This is a genomic window from Synechococcus sp. ROS8604 (genome assembly GCF_014279655.1).
Taxonomy (GTDB): Bacteria; Cyanobacteriota; Cyanobacteriia; order PCC-6307; family Cyanobiaceae; genus Synechococcus_C.
Map to the genome: position 1 here is coordinate 1195900 of NZ_CP047946.1, position 16044 is coordinate 1211943.

A 16044-nucleotide genomic window follows, 5' to 3' on the forward strand; every position below is an offset into this window, starting at 1 on the left:
ATGTCGCGCCATCCCGTGATGGTTCGGCAGGTTTGCCCGCTCCTTCCGCAAGAACCCCAAGAATCACCCAATCTTTTGCTCAGTGCTGAGTTTGTTTGGCGTGAAGGAGGCGTTCTTGAACTCAGCTACAACCTTCGTCCTTCCCAGCGTGATAGCGATTTGCTCGCGCTTGCGTTGCCTTGCTTAGAGCCAACATCAGGTCCAGCGACAGGTTCAGTTACAGGTTCATTGCAGGGGGATCGCCGCGATGAGCTTTGGAAGCACAGTTGCTTTGAGGCGTTCATCGGGTTGCCCGACTCTCAGCAGTATTGGGAATTAAACGTATCGCCGTTGGGTCACTGGAATCTGTACAGCTTTGAGCGCTATCGACAGAGTGGCTCTGGCTTGGTTGAGGCCTTGCCACCAGCCGTCACCGTCCGACAAACGCGACGGGACTTTCGTTGTGATGTGGTCTTGGATTTACGTCCTTGGTGGCCGATTGAGGGCATGCCTGAACTGGGCTTGACGATGGTCCTCGAGGAAACCAATGGCCGTCTCAGCTATTGGGCGCTCTCCCATCCAGGGGAGGCTGCAGACTTTCATGACCGTCGCAGCTTTTTGACCTGTTGATGGATCGTCGAAGCTTTTGATGATGACTTCAGTCCGCCGCCTCCTGATCTCTCTTTCCCTCGTGGCGATTCCCCTGGCCTGGGGCTGTGGCTCCCCTGCCCTCCAGGACCCCAAAAATCAAGAGCAGGGAGTCTCGGAACAGGTTGAACCAACGGAGCTCGCTCTTCCAGCTCTCCCTACAAGCCCAGATCTTCCCCGCGCTCCTTCAGGAGCGCACTATCCGCTGTTTCCGGCGAACCCTGATCAGCTCGCTCAATTGTTGTCAGAGATTGAGCTGGCCATACGCAATCCCGACGTCTCCTCAGAGGCCATACCCCCTCTGGCTCATCAGCAACAGGTGCTCTATCGGGTGTTGTCGCATCGCCCTGCTCTCGCCAATCAGGTGAGATCCAAGCTCGATGAGCGCTGGCGCTGGGTGTTTGATCAGCACATCGCAGCTCGGCGCTCGTTTCTCGCCATGCATCGTGGCCCTGCTTCCTCCACGCTTCCGGCCTGGCGGATTCAGACTCCGGCTCCTCCAGATCAATTGCTCAAGGCTTACCGCAGTGCTTCAGCGTCCACAGGGATCGACTGGGAGATTCTGGCTGCTGTGAATTTGGTCGAAACGGGGATGGGTCGCATTGATGGCATTTCCGTCGCCAATGCTCAAGGTCCCATGCAATTTCTACCGACAACCTGGACGGAACCTGGAATTGGCAGGGGTGGTGACATTCGCGATCCATGGGATGCCATCCATGCGGCGGCACGCTATTTGGTGCGCCGTGGTGGTCTTCAGGACATCCGAAAAGGGCTCTGGGGATACAACAACAGTGATCATTACGGCAGGGCTGTGGTCCATTACGCCGACCTGTTGAAACGGGATCCTCTCGCCTATCGCGGTTTGTATCACTGGCAAATTCACTACGCCTCGTCGGTGGGTGATCTCTGGCTTCATGAGGGGTACAACCAGCAACAGCCCACAAACGTCTTGGAGTATTTGCGTCAAAACCCGCACAGTCGTCCTGCAGGTTGAGGCTTAGAAACTGGCTTGATCGCCTTTGACCTCTACGATTCCGATCAGATGAAGGCTGAGCTCTTTGGCGAAGGAACTGACGCATCGAGCCGATGAGCTCAAGACCCTTGGCTGGTCCACGGACGAAGTGGCCCGATACGCCGAGCTATGGGACTATCGCCAGCGTTGGGGAGCGATGAACCTCGAACGTGAGGATCGTTTGTTCCTGCGTAAGGCTGAAGCCGCACTCCCAGCGATTGTTTCGGGCAAGGCTGCAGCGAAAAAGGCGATCAACGAAAAGTCCTATTACCGCTGGCTCTGTTTCCATCTAGAGGCGATGGATACGGCTGAAGCCGGGTATGCCTTACCCGAAGGATCCCGTGGTGCTTGGCCGATCTTGCTGGAGGAGGAGAGACGTTTGCTCGATTACTACCTGCCAGTTCTTGGGCTTCCCGACACGATTAAGGCCAAAGCATTTGATGCGGTCCGGGAAGAACTCGCGGCCCAGGCTGGTCCTCTCGCCGCTGCAGATGGTCAGACCAAGAATTACGACTTCATGGCTGCCTTAAAGGAACTCAAGGCGCAAGAGAACAGCAAGTGGCGTCATTTGCGCGAGCAGGAGGGTGACCAGCCCTATCCAGTGCTCAGTGCTGAAGCAGCAAGCTCCTTCCGATCAGAAGTGCGCAGTCGCTTTGGCCCTCTGATGCGTGACACGCTTCCATCCCTTGCTGAGACTGAAAAACCGGCACCTGACGACAATTGGAACCCTGCAATGGAAGTTGCGAGCTAGAACGAAGTTATCCGTATTTCGGCCTTGACATCACAACGTTTCGAGACCCTTCAGTTGCATGCTGGTCAGGTCCCTGACCCCACGACAAACTCTCGGGCGGTCCCGATCTACCAGACCAGCTCCTACGTGTTCAACAACGCTGAGCACGGCGCCAACTTGTTTGGGTTGAAGGAATTCGGGAACATCTACACCCGGTTGATGAATCCCACGACGGATGTCTTTGAAAAGCGCGTTGCTGCTTTGGAAGGTGGGGTGGCGGCTGTCGCCACCGCCTCGGGGCAGTCAGCTCAGTTTTTGGCGATCACAAACTGCATGCAGGCAGGAGACAACTTTGTTTCCACGTCCTTTCTGTACGGCGGCACCTACAACCAATTCAAGGTGCAATTTCCGCGCCTAGGAATCCAGGTCAAGTTTGCTGATGGCGACGATGTCGCCAGCTTTGCGGCGCAGATTGATGACAACACCAAGGCGATCTATGTGGAAGCGATGGGCAACCCCCGCTTCAACATTCCCGACTTCGCTGGCCTCTCTGCACTCGCGAAGGAACGGGGCATTCCTCTGATTGTCGACAACACCCTCGGAGCGGCGGGAGCCTTGATTCGACCGATTGAGCATGGCGCTGATGTGGTGGTGGAGAGTGCGACGAAATGGATTGGTGGTCACGGCACCAGCCTTGGTGGAGTGATTGTGGATGCCGGCACCTTCAACTGGGGCAATGGCAAGTTCCCGTTGATGAGTCAGCCGAGCGCCGCGTATCACGGCCTTGTGCACTGGGATGCCTTTGGTTTCGGGAGTGACATCTGCAAAATGCTGGGGTTACCCGATGAACGCAACATCGCCTTTGCGCTCAGAGCAAGGGTGGAATGTCTCCGCGATTGGGGACCGGCCATCAGTCCCTTCAACAGCTTTTTGTTGCTGCAAGGCCTTGAAACCCTGAGCTTGCGCGTGGAGAGACATGCGCAAAATGCGATGGCTCTTGCGTCCTGGTTGCAGGAGCATTCCAGTGTTGCTCATGTGAGCTATCCCGGATTGTCCAACGACCCTTATCACGCAAGTGCCAAGCGCTATCTCACCAACCGTGGGATGGGCTGCATGCTGATGTTCTCCTTAAAGGGTGGCTACGACGATGCGGTGCGTTTCATCGACAGTCTCAAGTTGGCCAGCCATCTCGCCAATGTGGGCGACTCCAAGACGCTGGTGATTCACCCAGCCTCCACGACCCATCAGCAGCTCAGTGCTGATGAACAAGCTTCAGCTGGTGTGACTCCCACCATGGTGCGCGTGTCTGTCGGTTTGGAACATATCGATGACATCAAGGCTGATTTTGAGCAGGCGCTGGCGAGCTGAGTAGGGAGAGGTGGTCGGTCACTTGGAGCCCAAGGCCCAGGTGATCGATTCTCCGTGCAGTCATGGAGATGGGCTGTGGCTACCTTGAAAAGACCACACCATGCATAGAAAGGCCGCTCGTCATTGAATACATGATGGATCAAACTCAGTCAGTGGAAGGGATCTGAGCTGATGGCACTCATACTTCCTAGGAACTATCACAAGATCACCGCTGTTGAACGGAACCGGATCTCTTGGATTGAACCTGAACAAGCCGAGCGTCAGGACATCCGGCCCCTGCGCATTGGCATTCTCAACATCATGCCCCTAGGGAAGCAGTACGAATTCAACCTTTTGCATCCTCTGGGCCTTTCGGTTCTTCAGATTGAACCGATTTGGATTCGTCTTCAATCGCATGCCTACCGAAGTTGGGACCAGGCCCATCTCAACCAGCATTATGTGAGTTGGGAGGAGGCTCAGTCCCAGCGCCCATTGGATGGATTAATCATTACCGGTGCTCCAGTGGAACACCTGGCATTTGAGGACGTCACCTATTGGCCAGAATTGGTTGAGCTGATTAAGGAAGCTCGTCACTCTTGTGCCAGCACTCTGGGCCTCTGTTGGGCTGGGTTTGCTCTGGCCTATCTCGCTGGAGTGAACAAGGTGACGTTCGATCGGAAATTGTTTGGGGTGTTTCCGATGCGCAGTCTTGTGCCTGGTCATCCGCTCATGGGAACGCAGGATGATCAATTTCTCTGTCCCCAAAGCCGTCATGCGGGTTTGCCGGATGCGGCGATGGAATCGGCGCAACGCCAGGGGCGACTGAGGCTTTTAGCCCATGGAGAGAAGGTGGGGTACACCATTTTTGAGACGCCAGATCAGCGTCAGCTCATGCATCTTGGCCATCCCGAATACAACGTCGGGAGGCTGCAAGGGGAAATGGAGCGCGATCGCGCCCGTGGTGATGTTCCACCGCCTGAAAACTTTGACGCGGATCACCCGAGAACGCTCTGGCGTTCCCATCGCAATTTGCTCTTCCAGCAGTGGTTGTGGTTCTGCTACCACCGTGTGAGTCTGCAGTCCTAACCAGAACGGCGCCCCCTCTAGCAGGAGAGGGCGTGCCCGCTAGGAGGACAGGGCTCCCTTTTTTGCGGCTGTTTTGATTGGAGCTGGGGTTTCGGTCGGCCGCTGAGCAGCATCGCGATTGAGCTCCCGCTCCAAGGCGGCAATCCGTCTTTCTCTGAGGCAGTGCCGACAGCCCCCTGTGGTTTGCAGATGTTTCTCAGGCGTGATGTTGATCAGTTGCACCGGATGGTCGTTGCAACGAATTTTGACCGGACTCTTGTAGCTGCGGTATTTGATCTCTGAATAATCAAAGTGTTCACCGAAGCGCTCATGCGCCCGTTTGAGAAACTCCGATTCCGTGATACGAGCTGCCATGGAAAGAATGTATGGGTAGTTCGCTCGAAGTTTTCGTCTCTGTTATGGCTCGTTACTGGTTTGTTGTTGGCAAGACCCTCGATCGATGAGCTGGAACCATCGTGTTGGCTGGCTTGAACCGCAGGCTTCGGCTTACTGGTTTGGACTGTGTCAGGAACAGATCGTCTGGGAGCAGCCCCAAGTTCGGGTTTACGGCAAGGTCCATCCTGTGCCGCGATTGGCGGCTTTCCTTGCGGACGCTTCAGTGTCGTATCGCTATAGCGGTGTGACGCATCGAGGCCAGGGATGGCCCGACTGGTTTACGCCTTTGCTTGAGAAGGTGAATGAGAGTTGTTCGGCTCCATTCAATGGATGCCTGTTCAATCTCTATCGGGATGGAGACGACCGCATGGGTTGGCATGCTGATGATGAACCGGAGATTGATGCCAACTATCCAATCGCCTCCCTTTCGTTTGGTGCCACCAGGGCTTTTCAGTTTCGTCATCGCCAGAGCCAGTGCCGAGAGGAACTAGCGCTTGCGGACGGGGATCTGCTGGTGATGGAGCCTGAGTGTCAACGCTTGTGGATGCATGGCCTTCCGGTTCGCAGGAGGGTCCGCACGGCACGGTTGAACCTCACGTTCCGAGTCTTTCTGCCATCGTCTTCAGCAGCCAAGCCCAAATCGGAATTGTGATCCCTGCGATCAGGGTGCTGCGCCAAATGAGCTGTGCTGCTGCCGTGCTGTCTGCCTGTTCGGTTTCTGCGATCAGAAGCACGGAAATGGCCGTTGGGGCTGCAGCCTGCAAGACAAGGGCCTGACGCGCGATAGAGCTGATGGGAAGGATCAAGCTGAGTCCAAACAGAAAGGCAGGAAAGAGCAAAAGCTTGCAGACCAGCGCAGCATTCAACAGGTTGGCGGGAGGGCGCTGTGTTTGCTCAGGGTCTCTCTGCTCAGGATGCGTTGCTGCTGACCTCTCCTCTGCAAGGCCTGCGAGTCGCATGCCCACAACGATCAAGGCCAGCACGATGACCACCCTTGAAGGCATCCAGAGTGCGGTCGTAATCGTTGCTTGCCATGGCGTTGCCATCACAACCAAGGCTCCCAGGAGTCCTCGTGATGCTGGACTCGAACTGAGGTGGTTGACTAACTCACGCCAACGGTAAAGATGAGCTTCCGGCCTGGCTCCTGCGAGCCAGATGGGTCCGAGCCCCCAACAAAGCAGGGTTGCGCCCAAGTCGTAGCCGATGCTGATCGATAGGGCCTCCGGGGGGAGTAAGGCCAGGGCGACCGGAATCCCGAAATAAGCCGTGTTGCCGACGCAACTTCCCAGTTGAAGCGTGGGTGATAGTCGCTGATTGCCGCCTTCACGCCAACTGTTCAGCATCAGCAGCATGACCATGATGGCGGCCGCGGCGATGGCGGCCGTGCTCACCAGGGAGCTATTCAATCCACCCTTCAAGAGCAAGCCCATCAGGCTGATGGGAACGCCGTAGCGCACGAGTGGCGTCGCTAGCGGTTTGATCCACCCCGGTTTGAAGCGTCCAAGCAGATATCCACTCAGAAGGCCTGGAATGAGTTCAACCAGGAGGCGATCAATCGCGGTGTCTGCCAGATCTCGGTAAAGACTAGGAACATTCGCGATGATGTGCCAAAGTCTCAGCTGTCCTACGACCGGTGCTCAGTGGCTGTTTCGGCTCCTTTCTGTTCCATCCCCCAGAGAGTTGTTCGGCTCAGTGAGGCCTTGCAAGCTCAACGTGAGCGCTTGCAAGAGCGTTTGGCTGAGCAAATCAACAGCCTCCCCGTTGACAATGAAAGCTGGCTGCAGACCGAAAGGGAGCTTGTGGCAGCTGAGCGGGCTCTGCACCAGTTGGATGGCCGTTGTCAGTTGGTCATTTGATTGAGAAAGCGCCTGCTGCGCTCTTCTTTGGCATGACTAAAAAATGTCTTGGCGTCGGAAAGTTCAACCACTTTTCCCGCGTCCATAAACAGCACCCGGTCAGCGACCTCACGGGCAAATCCCAGCTCATGGGTGACGACCACCATGGTCATTCCTGCTGAGGCCAGCGTGCGCATGGCATCGAGAACTTCTTTGACGCGTTCTGGATCGAGAGCACTGGTGGGTTCGTCAAAGAGCATCACCTCTGGATCCATCGCCAAAGCTCTGGCGATGGCGACCCGTTGTTGCTGCCCGCCACTGAGCTGGGCGGGGCGTTTCATGGCCTGATCAGCAATCCCCATTTGGCTCAACAGCGCCATGGCCCTAAGTTCCGCCTCTTTTTTATACGTCTTTTTGACACGGATTGGCGCCAAGGTGATGTTATCGAGGATGGAGAGATGGGGAAACAAATTGAACTGTTGAAACACCATTCCAACCCGGCGCCGGATTCGTTTGATCTGTCGTTCGTCATGGTTGGAATCCAGCTGAATGCCTACGATTTCCAGCTGACCTTCATCAATGCTTTCCAACCCATTGAACGTGCGGATCAAGGTGCTTTTTCCTGAACCAGAGGGCCCCATGACCACAAGAACTTCACCAAGGTTGACGCTGAGATTGACCTCATCAAGGGCTCGATGATCGTCGGAATAGGACTTGCTGACGGACTGCGCTTGGATGGCAATGGACATGGTGTTTTGGAAGTACGAGCGGTCTTAGGAGCCAGTCGATAAGAGGCCTTGACGTTCAATTCGCTTTGCCAAAAGGGCCATCCCTGAACAGAGCAGCCAATAGACACCGGCGAGCCAGACATAAACCTCAAGATGACGGCCGATGTATTCAGGGTTTGCAAGCAAGCTTCTGCTAATTCCTAGTAGCTCGATCAATCCAAGAATGGCCATTAAGCTGGTGTTTTGCAGCAACCCGATCGCTTGGTTGGTTAAGGCCGGAACAGCAATTTTCAGTGCCTGGGGAAGAATGATCAGTCTCATCGTGAGGGACGTATTGAGACCGAGGGCCGCGGCCGCTTCCCCTTGGGTGGGCGGGATGGACTGCAGTCCTCCGCGCACATCCTCAGCGACATAGGCCGCGGCAAACAGTGCAAACGCCATCACCGCTCTCAAGACTCGGTTGATTTCGATTTCAACCGGGAGGAAGAGCGGTAGAAGCAATTGCCCAAAGAACAACACCGCAATGAGAGGGACGGCACGCATGAGGTCGATGTAGAGGCGGCAGAGCATCGCCACCAAACCCAAATGGGATGTTCTGCCGATCGCAAGCGCGACACCCATGGGCAGGGCTAACGCCCCACTCGCTGTTGTCAGCAGCAATGTGAGTGTGAGCCCGCCCCAGGCGCGAGATGGCACGGCTTGAAGGTTGGCGGTTCCGGCCAGCAGGACAACTCCGGTGGGCACCATCAGGATCCATGCCCATGGCAAGAGAGGCTGGAGGCGTTTCAGAGCTGGAGGTAAGCGATCACTGCCCAGCGTGGTGATCGTCAAGATCAGAATGAGGACCATCCATAGCAAAGGCCGCCAGCGTTGATCAGCGGGATAGCTGCCAAAGGCATACAGCGGAATGTTGTGAGTCACAACCCGCCAATCAGCCCCAGTGATCAGCCAGGATCCGGTTGACCAGAGAGCCCAAGCAATCAACCCGAGGATGAAAAGGCTGAATGCGGCCTCAATCGGTTTTTGGCGCCAACGTTGATAACGCCGCTGCCGAGGCTTGAATCGGCTCGCCATTAGCTGGCGGCTGATGGAGCATCTGTGGGCTTGAGCAAGTTCAAGGCTGACAGGAAAAGAGAGACTCCAAAGATGGTCCCCAAAGCCCACAGGCTGTCAGAAGGCCATTCGATCACCAGCAGCAATCCGAGGACGGCCGTCACGATTCCATCCACCACCACAAGCCCGCGTGCGGGTGCATTCGTACTGGCACCTGTTGCCAATTCCATCACCCCTTCCACAAGCAAGAGGACACCTGCAAACAGCGTGAGACTGATTTCACTGTCGATTGGGTCGATCAGAATGAAGACAGCACCGCCGATATAAAGCAGGCCTGACAAACCTTTAAAGAGTTTCCCTTGATTGTTTGGAATATCTCCAATCCGAAGTAGTTGATTCAGCCCAGCCACGAACACAATTCCCCCTAATCCAATGGTGAGAAGGGTTGCTGATGCAAAGGGCAGCAAAATGGCTGCGATGGACGCCACAATTAAAAGGGCTGCGGCGATACGGCGAGTATTCATAAAAGCGGACTGCTGCAGGTTCAGTTTAATGATGGTGCTGGCCCTTTAAAACAGCTCGGTTCAGCAGCTGCATGCCCCCATTGATCAGCAAGTTCAGGAGCAGAAAACTCAGTAAAAGCAGCAAAAATCCCTCGATTGCGCGTCCTGTTTGGGTGATGGTTGTGTCACTCACCGCATAGAGATCGGCGTAGCCAACGGCAATCGCCAAGGTACTGTTTTTAGCCAGATTCAAATATTGACTGCTCAGGGCAGGAAGGATTGCAGGAAGGGCCTGGGGAAGGACGATGCGGCGTAAGCCCAGGCCCTCCGTCATACCAAGACTGCGGAAGGCCTCCCACTGACCTCGTGGCACGGAATCGAGACCACCGCGAACCACCTCCGCAATCGACGCTCCCGTAAACACGCTGAGTCCGAGCAGGACGGCTGCAAACTCCACACTGAGCGTGACTCCGAGCAAGCTGATCCCCTGATTCGACAGGTGAATGACTGCTCCAAGGGGGGCCCATGGCTCGGAAGGAAGTCCCAGGAAGGCAACGAAGTACCAGAACAGAAGCTGCAAGAGAAGAGGGATCTGACGAATCAATCCCACATAGAGAGCTGCTAACTGTCTCAACAAGGGATTGAGACTGCGGCGAGCAGCACCGGTGGTGACCCCAAGCAGGGTGGCCAACACAATCCCTGCAACGATCACGCGCAAGCTGTTCAACCATCCCATCAACAGGGCCCAGGCTGTGCTTTCTGAAGGTTGATAAGGAAGCGGGTGCTCACTGAGCGCGAACCCTGCGGGTCGCCACAACCAATCAAAACTGAGCCCTAGGCCCGTTCTTATCAAATTGACGGCGAGGTTGTTAATCAGAATCCCCATCACCGTGAGGAGCCCAAGCACGATGATGACCTGCCACCACCAGCGTTTCGAACGATTCATTGGAACGGGGGTGAGGTCAGCACACCTCCATTGCTGTGCAAATGATTGAGGCCTCTAGGGATCGGCACGGCGCTTTTAGGGCCGAGATGTCGATCATAGATTTCACCGTAATTTCCTACTGCTTGGATCACTTTGACAATGAAATCGTTGTTTAAACCTAGCTTTTGACCTAAATCACCTTCTATGCCAAGAAAGCGCCTCAGTTGAGTGAGTTCAGGTCGGCGTTTGGCTTCTTCAACTTTGTCTCCAATATTTTGTTGGTTAATGCCTAATTCTTCCGCGGCGATCAATGCATAGATCACCCAGCGCATGGCGTCGGTGAGTCGCTGATCACCACCTGCTGCCAGTGGAGCGAGGGGCTCTTTGCTCAAGACTTCAGGGAGAATGACGTGTTGCTCGGGGTTGTTAAAGCCGGATCGGGCCGCAGCGAGCTGAGAGCGATCGGAGGTCATGGCGCTGCAGCGACCTTGGAGGTAGCCGGCGATCACTTGATTGAGATCCTGATACTTGACCGGTTTGTAGTCGATCCCTCTGGCCTGAAAGGCATCGTTGAGGTTTTGCTCGGTTGTCGTGCCTGAGCCCACGCAGATGGTTTTGCCCTTGAGGTTGCTGAGCTTGGTGATTCCACTGTTGCGCTTGACCAAGAGCCCCTGCCCGTCGTGGAACACAACGGGAGCGAAGCTGACGCCGTTTCCTCCCGCAGCATCTCTGCTGAGGTTGAACGTGGTGTTGCGCGATAGCAGATCAATTTCTCCAGTTCGGAGCGCAGTGAATCGTTCGGGAGCGGTCAGAGACCTGTACTGCACCTGATCTGGGCTTCCAGTAAAGGCCGCAGCAAAGGCTCGGCAGATGTCTACATCCAGTCCTGCAAAGGATCCATCCCTTTGTAGAAAACTAAAACCGGGAATTTTGCCGCTGACTCCACAGCGAAGTTCTGTTCTCCGTTTGATCAGATCAAGTCTTGAAGCACCGCCTTCTCCGAGAGTGGCGCATCCATTCAAAACAAATAGGAGAGAAACCAGCGGCAGTGCAAGAAGACGGACTCTCATCTGATTGTCTCTGGTAGGGATCAAGTGTGTCAGAGCTCGTTCATCAAGGGGAACGATCTTGTCAATCCAAAGAACTGGTTTAGTTTTCACACGTGTTCGTGAACAGCTCGATGATGCGAACCTTTGTGGGATCGGCCCTGTTTTCGGCACTGATTTTATTTGGCATGGTTCCTCCAGTGATGGCCTGGAAGGAAACTGATCAACAGGCTTATTACAATAAGATGTCCCTCTTAAAAGTAATGCTTGAGGGGGCTCGAATCAGGGCTGTTGAAACGAATGATTTGCAAACCCTTTGTCTGATCATGAGCATCGGTAACGATGTGACCGTTCGCTATGTCGAATTGAATCCGAATGATGTTGAGATCAGGAATCGTCTCGAAGGCATGCGCAATGACTTGACGGCTTGTTTGGCACTCCTCTACAACAAGAAATAGTGCTCAAGCTGATTCACGCTCAACCATGACTGCCCTCAGGTTGACTTCCAATCTTTTCAAACAGATTCAAACTCTCTTTGTTTAACCCCTCCACATTCACGACCGATCCGCCAAGTCTGAGCTTGCGAATGAGTTGGTTGAGTGCTCCAACGCCGCTTTGATCCCAAATATGTGCCTGGCTCATGTCAATGGTGATTCTGGCTGGATGATCGTGTACGTCAAATCCTTGTAGGAAATAAATCTTGCTTACAAAGAACAATTGTCCACTGACTACATAGCGACTTTCGTCTTCAGTGATTTTGATCGCTTCAACGCGAATCACTTTTGCGACTTTGCGGCTGAATAAAATGCCTGCAAGGGCCACGCCTGCCAATACACCTAGAGCAAGGTTGTGGGGCGTGGTGAGCATGGTGACCGCGAACGTCATCAGCATCACGGCCGTGTCACTTTTGGGGATATTGCGAATATTGCGCAGCCCAGCCACGTCGGCTGTGCTCACGGCGATTCCAATCATGACTGCGACCAGCGCGGCCATGGGGATCTGCTTCAGCCAAGTGCTGGCAAGCAAAATCATCGCTAAGAGGCTGATCCCCGACGACAGGGTGGAGAGACGTGTACGTCCACCGTTGTCGATGTTCATGACGGACTGGCCGACCAAAGCGCAGCCAGCCATTCCGCCGAACAAGGAGGACACGATGTTTGCAATTCCCTGGCCTTTTGCTTCCGTATTTTTATTTGAATTAGAGTCAGTTCTCTCGTCAAGAATGTCTTGGGTTAGGAATGTTTCCATGAGGCCAACCAGCGAAATTGAAAGTGCTGTTGGCAAGACAATCCCAAACGTTTCAAGACTGAAAGGAACCCGTTGATTGCTTACATCGCCAAAGGGAAGGTTAAAAATAGGAAGGCCATTCGGAAGCTCTCCAAGGTTCATGACCTTGGGAATGTCCAGATTCAGCCCCATGCTGATGGCTGTAATTACAATGATCGCTACTAGTTGGGAAGGCAGCACGCGTGTGATGCGGGGTAGGCCATAAATAATGACAAGACCAAGCAAAACGAGGGCCCAGACAACGGGAATTTGACTTCCACTGAGGGCCTGCATGGCATGGTCATGGCCGGCTTCTCCAAAGTGAAGGTTGATTCCCAATTGAGGAAGTTGAGCCTGAAAGATCAATAAAGCAAGAGCATTCACAAATCCGCTTAAGACACCCAGAGGCACGAATCGCATCTGATAAGCCAGGCGTAAATATCCCCAGAGAATTTGGAAGACTCCGGTGAGAATTCCTGCCGCCATCAAATAGGCCAGGCCCAGGCCTTCCCCCCGCGCATTTCCTGTCGCGACCAATCCGGTCATCAACAGGGCTGTCGATCCCGTGGCGGAGGTAATCATCGCCGTTCGTCCACCGACGAAGGCAATTGTTATGGAGAGGCAAAAGGCTCCAAACAATCCAACTCTGGGATCCACGCCTGCGATCCCAGAGAAGGCGATCGCTTCTGGAATCATGGCGAAGGCCACGACCAGGCCTGAGAGAACATCCCGTCTCGGATTGCTGAACCAGTTCTGAAGTCCCATTGCGGGAGAGGAAGCCATGGGCGTCAGTGCCACTTTCTATTCAGGGACCGTATCTCAGAGAGGTGGCAGCAACCCGTGGGGATCGTGATGTGTTTTCAATTGATTGAGGCCTGGAAGCCAGTCTTGAAACGCGTCATGGAGTTCCGCCTTGTGGCACGACAGGTGGGGATGGATCTGAGCGAGGTGAGCACCTGGGCAGTAGTCAGAGACAAGGTTGTTGGTCTGCCATAACCACTCCAGTGCTCGGTCTCGCCCCTTGGTATCACCTGCGGACCAAGCGGCTGTACACCATGGTTTCCAGATCGCATCGCGATGAAGGAAGGAGGTGCGTGAAACGGGAACCTGAGAACTCTTCCCACCAAGTTGTTGGGCACTGATTTGGCATCCGGGGTGAGGACGCCTGCGCATGAGTTGCTCCAGTTCTGCCATGAGTGCCGGCCAGCGTTGGCCCCAGGCTGGCCCGAGCTTGCTGACGATTTCGGTGTGGATGCGCCCTTGGAGGTCCGTGGATCTCGCCAACGATCCAAAGGGGGGCTGGGCGTGTTGGCCGGGCACCATCGTCATGCTGGATTCGGGGCAGTGGCCAAGCCGTGTTTTCAGCGACTCCACCGCTTTTATCGCGGCAGCGTCGTTCGCAAAGCAAACAATGAACAGCTCAATTCTTTCGTTCCAGGTCCACTGCAAGCTGGCGCTGTGGTTCCACTGTTCTGCCACCTCCATCGCAATGGAAAGCTGCTGAGCGCTGCCAATGCTCCGCCAAATGACGAGCGGTGTGAGCTCCTGCGTACGCAACCGGATCGCCGTGACAATGGCTAGGAATGGAGCGGCACCGAGCAGGCCTCTCCATTGCTGCTGCTCTTCATGGGGACTCACCGGGGCTGACAGCTCGAAGCAGTCGCCGTTTCCCCAAACGCCTCGCAGCCCCACGATGTGATCCATGGCTAGGCCCTGGGATCGGCTTAGGGGACTGATGCCACCCGTTAAAACAAAGCCGCATCCTGGAACGGTGGAGAGGCCAACGGGGATCGAGCGCCCCCTGGTTTGCAGACCTTCTAAAACCTCGGCCATAGACAGTCCTGCCCCAATCTCCACCTCATCGCCTGCTTCGCTGATCACCATCTGGCGATGGCGCGCTCTTAAGTCCAGAGTCCAGAGTCCATCGGCAGCACAGCGACTGCTTGTGCCCCCTGAACAAACCATCAACGGGCTTGGCTGGATCCCTTGGCGAATCAGATTGGAAAGCGTGATTGCATCAGACGAGATCCACCCTGCTGGGTGTGAATCGTTGGCCAATGGATTCCAAAGCGCAGCATGCTTGGTCACGTTTTGGCTCCCATGCGAACCGGTGGTCGAGGCAAGACCAACAAGCGCGATTCAACAATGCCGAGGATAGTGTCGTGGGAGTGGAACGAACCGAGTGAGTTCAGATCCGAGTGCGCCGCAACCATCGCCTTACGGCGTTTTAATATGTGGTCATGGCAGTAGGAATCGCTTAGCGGTTGAGGAATTTGAACGTCTCGCGCTCGGTCTTCGCCGGCGCCTGAGCCCGATTCCTGTTGAACATGGGTTTTTGGAATTTGCCAATCCAATCCTTGGGGATGGTTTGGATCGCTTAAGAGAGCAAGGGGTGGAGCGGGTTTTGGCCATTCCGGCCATGTTGTTTGCAGCAGGCCACGCCAAAAACGACATCCCGTCTGTGCTGAACACCTACAGCGCTGAAACGGGTTTGGAGATCGATTACGGCAGAGAACTGGGTGTTGATCGATTGATGATTGCAGCCGCAGGCGCTCGGATCCAAGAAGCCTTGGACGCTAATCCAAGCGTTCCTTTGTCCGAAACCATGTTGGTGGTTGTTGGACGCGGGTCATCGGATCCCGATGCCAATTCCAATGTCGCCAAGGTTGCGCGGATGCTTGTGGAAGGTTTTGGCTTCGGCTGGGGAGAAACCGTCTATTCAGGCGTGACGTTCCCGCTGGTGGAGCCAGGTCTGCGACATGTGGTGCGCCTTGGGTTTAAGCGCATCATCGTCTTCCCCTATTTCCTGTTTTCTGGTGTTCTTGTGACCAGGATTCGCCAGCACAGTGAACGCGTCGCCAACGATCATCCCGAGGTGGAATTTCTGCATGCCTCCTACCTCGGAGACCATTCAAGGGTCCAAGACACGTTTGTGGAGCGGGTGGATGAGGTGCTCGGTGGTGAAACAGCGATGAATTGCTCGCTCTGTAAATACAGAGCACAGGTGCTCGGCTTTGAGACAGAGGTGGGCCTAGCCCAGGCCAGCCACCATCACCATGTGGAGGGCCTGACCGATGGCTGCGATCTATGCGAGCGCGAGTGCACCGGTGCCTGTCAGCCCGATGGTGTGCCTATTCCGCTGGGGGGTGGGCATCCGTCTCCCACGCATGGAGACCACATACATGCTCACGACCACGACCATGGACATCACCCCTATCCGCATGCGGAACATCCCTTAGGCCCGAGCACCCTTCGTGCTCGCCGTGTGGATTCAAAGACAGATGCCCCTGAATCATGAAGAACGCACTTTGTCACTCGCTTTCTCAAGGAATCTGTCCCGCGTAAGTCCAAAGAGACTTGCCCATATAAGCGAGGCTGATCAATCAAAGATCAAGCTGATTACTCCTTCTTTTTCCACAGAATCGGCCTCGTTTTCCACGGTCTTTGTGCGGGATCCAGGCTCATTGCTGAGAGTCTGTGGTTTTCCAAACTTGGCTTCAATTGAACTTGA

At 55.0% G+C, this 16044-nt stretch carries 18 protein-coding genes; 9 read left to right on the forward strand and 9 right to left on the reverse strand.

Features of this window, described 5'->3' with window-relative positions; translation table 11 throughout:
* The 5 genes from SynROS8604_RS06315 (at position 1) to SynROS8604_RS06335 (ending at position 4802) form a co-directional block, all read left to right on the forward strand.
* Positions 1-609, forward strand: a complete 609-nt coding sequence (locus SynROS8604_RS06315) for a DOMON-like domain-containing protein (RefSeq protein ID WP_186545543.1) — start codon at positions 1-3, stop codon at positions 607-609.
* Positions 610-628: 19 nt separating this feature from the next.
* A complete protein-coding gene (locus tag SynROS8604_RS06320; RefSeq protein WP_186545544.1) occupies positions 629-1621 on the forward strand; it encodes a lytic transglycosylase domain-containing protein in 993 nt (330 codons plus the stop codon).
* Between the two features lie 64 nt (positions 1622-1685).
* Positions 1686-2390, forward strand: a complete 705-nt coding sequence (locus tag SynROS8604_RS06325; RefSeq protein ID WP_186545545.1) for a hypothetical protein — start codon at positions 1686-1688, stop codon at positions 2388-2390.
* Positions 2391-2414: 24 nt separating this feature from the next.
* Complete coding sequence (locus SynROS8604_RS06330) at positions 2415-3737, forward strand: O-acetylhomoserine aminocarboxypropyltransferase/cysteine synthase family protein (RefSeq protein WP_186545546.1); 1323 nt, start codon at positions 2415-2417, stop codon at positions 3735-3737.
* 171 nt (positions 3738-3908) lie between these two features.
* Positions 3909-4802 carry a homoserine O-succinyltransferase gene (locus SynROS8604_RS06335; RefSeq protein ID WP_006852399.1) on the forward strand — a complete coding sequence of 298 codons (894 nt, stop codon included), beginning with the start codon at positions 3909-3911 and terminating at the stop codon, positions 4800-4802.
* A 39-nt stretch (positions 4803-4841) separates the two neighbouring features.
* On the opposite strand, the gene SynROS8604_RS06340 is transcribed toward SynROS8604_RS06335, so the two are convergent.
* On the reverse strand, positions 4842-5156 hold the full coding sequence (locus tag SynROS8604_RS06340; protein ID WP_115071792.1) for a hypothetical protein: 315 nt from the start codon (positions 5154-5156) through the stop codon (positions 4842-4844).
* An 85-nt stretch (positions 5157-5241) separates the two neighbouring features.
* Between SynROS8604_RS06340 and SynROS8604_RS06345 the strand changes: the two genes are divergently transcribed.
* Positions 5242-5829 carry an alpha-ketoglutarate-dependent dioxygenase AlkB gene (locus SynROS8604_RS06345; protein WP_186545547.1) on the forward strand — a complete coding sequence of 196 codons (588 nt, stop codon included), beginning with the start codon at positions 5242-5244 and terminating at the stop codon, positions 5827-5829.
* Here SynROS8604_RS06345 and SynROS8604_RS06350 read toward each other — a convergent pair.
* On the reverse strand, positions 5771-6607 hold the full coding sequence (locus SynROS8604_RS06350; protein ID WP_370586584.1) for an AEC family transporter: 837 nt from the start codon (positions 6605-6607) through the stop codon (positions 5771-5773). The genes SynROS8604_RS06345 and SynROS8604_RS06350 overlap by 59 nt on opposite strands.
* 210 nt (positions 6608-6817) lie before the next feature.
* On the opposite strand from SynROS8604_RS06350, the gene SynROS8604_RS06355 reads away from it, so the two are divergent.
* The gene (locus SynROS8604_RS06355) at positions 6818-7033 is read left to right on the forward strand and encodes a hypothetical protein (RefSeq protein ID WP_186545548.1); all 216 of its coding nucleotides are present in this window, start codon (positions 6818-6820) and stop codon (positions 7031-7033) included.
* On the opposite strand, the gene SynROS8604_RS06360 is transcribed toward SynROS8604_RS06355, so the two are convergent.
* From SynROS8604_RS06360 to SynROS8604_RS06380, 5 genes are read right to left on the reverse strand one after another with little or no spacing between them, the layout of a single operon-like run.
* On the reverse strand, positions 7018-7761 hold the full coding sequence (locus SynROS8604_RS06360; RefSeq protein WP_186545549.1) for an amino acid ABC transporter ATP-binding protein: 744 nt from the start codon (positions 7759-7761) through the stop codon (positions 7018-7020). The two genes, SynROS8604_RS06355 and SynROS8604_RS06360, sit on opposite strands and share 16 nt — an antisense overlap.
* 24 nt (positions 7762-7785) lie before the next feature.
* On the reverse strand, positions 7786-8814 hold the full coding sequence (locus tag SynROS8604_RS06365; RefSeq protein WP_186545550.1) for an amino acid ABC transporter permease: 1029 nt from the start codon (positions 8812-8814) through the stop codon (positions 7786-7788).
* Positions 8814-9317, reverse strand: a complete 504-nt coding sequence (locus tag SynROS8604_RS06370; protein ID WP_186545551.1) for an HdeD family acid-resistance protein — start codon at positions 9315-9317, stop codon at positions 8814-8816. Before SynROS8604_RS06370 ends, SynROS8604_RS06365 begins: the two co-directional genes overlap by 1 nt.
* Before the next feature lie 25 nt (positions 9318-9342).
* On the reverse strand, positions 9343-10242 hold the full coding sequence (locus tag SynROS8604_RS06375) for an ABC transporter permease subunit (RefSeq protein WP_186545552.1): 900 nt from the start codon (positions 10240-10242) through the stop codon (positions 9343-9345).
* Positions 10239-11291 (reverse strand): amino acid ABC transporter substrate-binding protein, encoded by a 1053-nt coding sequence (locus tag SynROS8604_RS06380; RefSeq protein WP_186545553.1) that lies wholly within the window; start codon positions 11289-11291, stop codon positions 10239-10241. Before SynROS8604_RS06380 ends, SynROS8604_RS06375 begins: the two co-directional genes overlap by 4 nt.
* A gap of 98 nt (positions 11292-11389) precedes the next feature.
* Here SynROS8604_RS06380 and SynROS8604_RS06385 point away from each other — a divergent pair, with 98 nt between their 5' ends.
* Positions 11390-11725 (forward strand): hypothetical protein, encoded by a 336-nt coding sequence (locus SynROS8604_RS06385; RefSeq protein WP_255445250.1) that lies wholly within the window; start codon positions 11390-11392, stop codon positions 11723-11725.
* 19 nt (positions 11726-11744) lie between these two features.
* Here the strand turns inward: SynROS8604_RS06385 and SynROS8604_RS06390 are convergent, their stop codons facing one another.
* Together SynROS8604_RS06390 and SynROS8604_RS06395 are read right to left on the reverse strand one after the other, a co-directional pair.
* On the reverse strand, positions 11745-13316 hold the full coding sequence (locus SynROS8604_RS06390; RefSeq protein ID WP_186545554.1) for a SulP family inorganic anion transporter: 1572 nt from the start codon (positions 13314-13316) through the stop codon (positions 11745-11747).
* Between the two features lie 36 nt (positions 13317-13352).
* On the reverse strand, positions 13353-14621 hold the full coding sequence (locus SynROS8604_RS06395; RefSeq protein ID WP_255445251.1) for an FAD-binding protein: 1269 nt from the start codon (positions 14619-14621) through the stop codon (positions 13353-13355).
* Between the two features lie 94 nt (positions 14622-14715).
* Between SynROS8604_RS06395 and SynROS8604_RS06400 the strand changes: the two genes are divergently transcribed.
* On the forward strand, positions 14716-15831 hold the full coding sequence (locus SynROS8604_RS06400) for a sirohydrochlorin chelatase (protein ID WP_186545555.1): 1116 nt from the start codon (positions 14716-14718) through the stop codon (positions 15829-15831).
* Positions 15832-16044 lie beyond the last annotated feature (213 nt).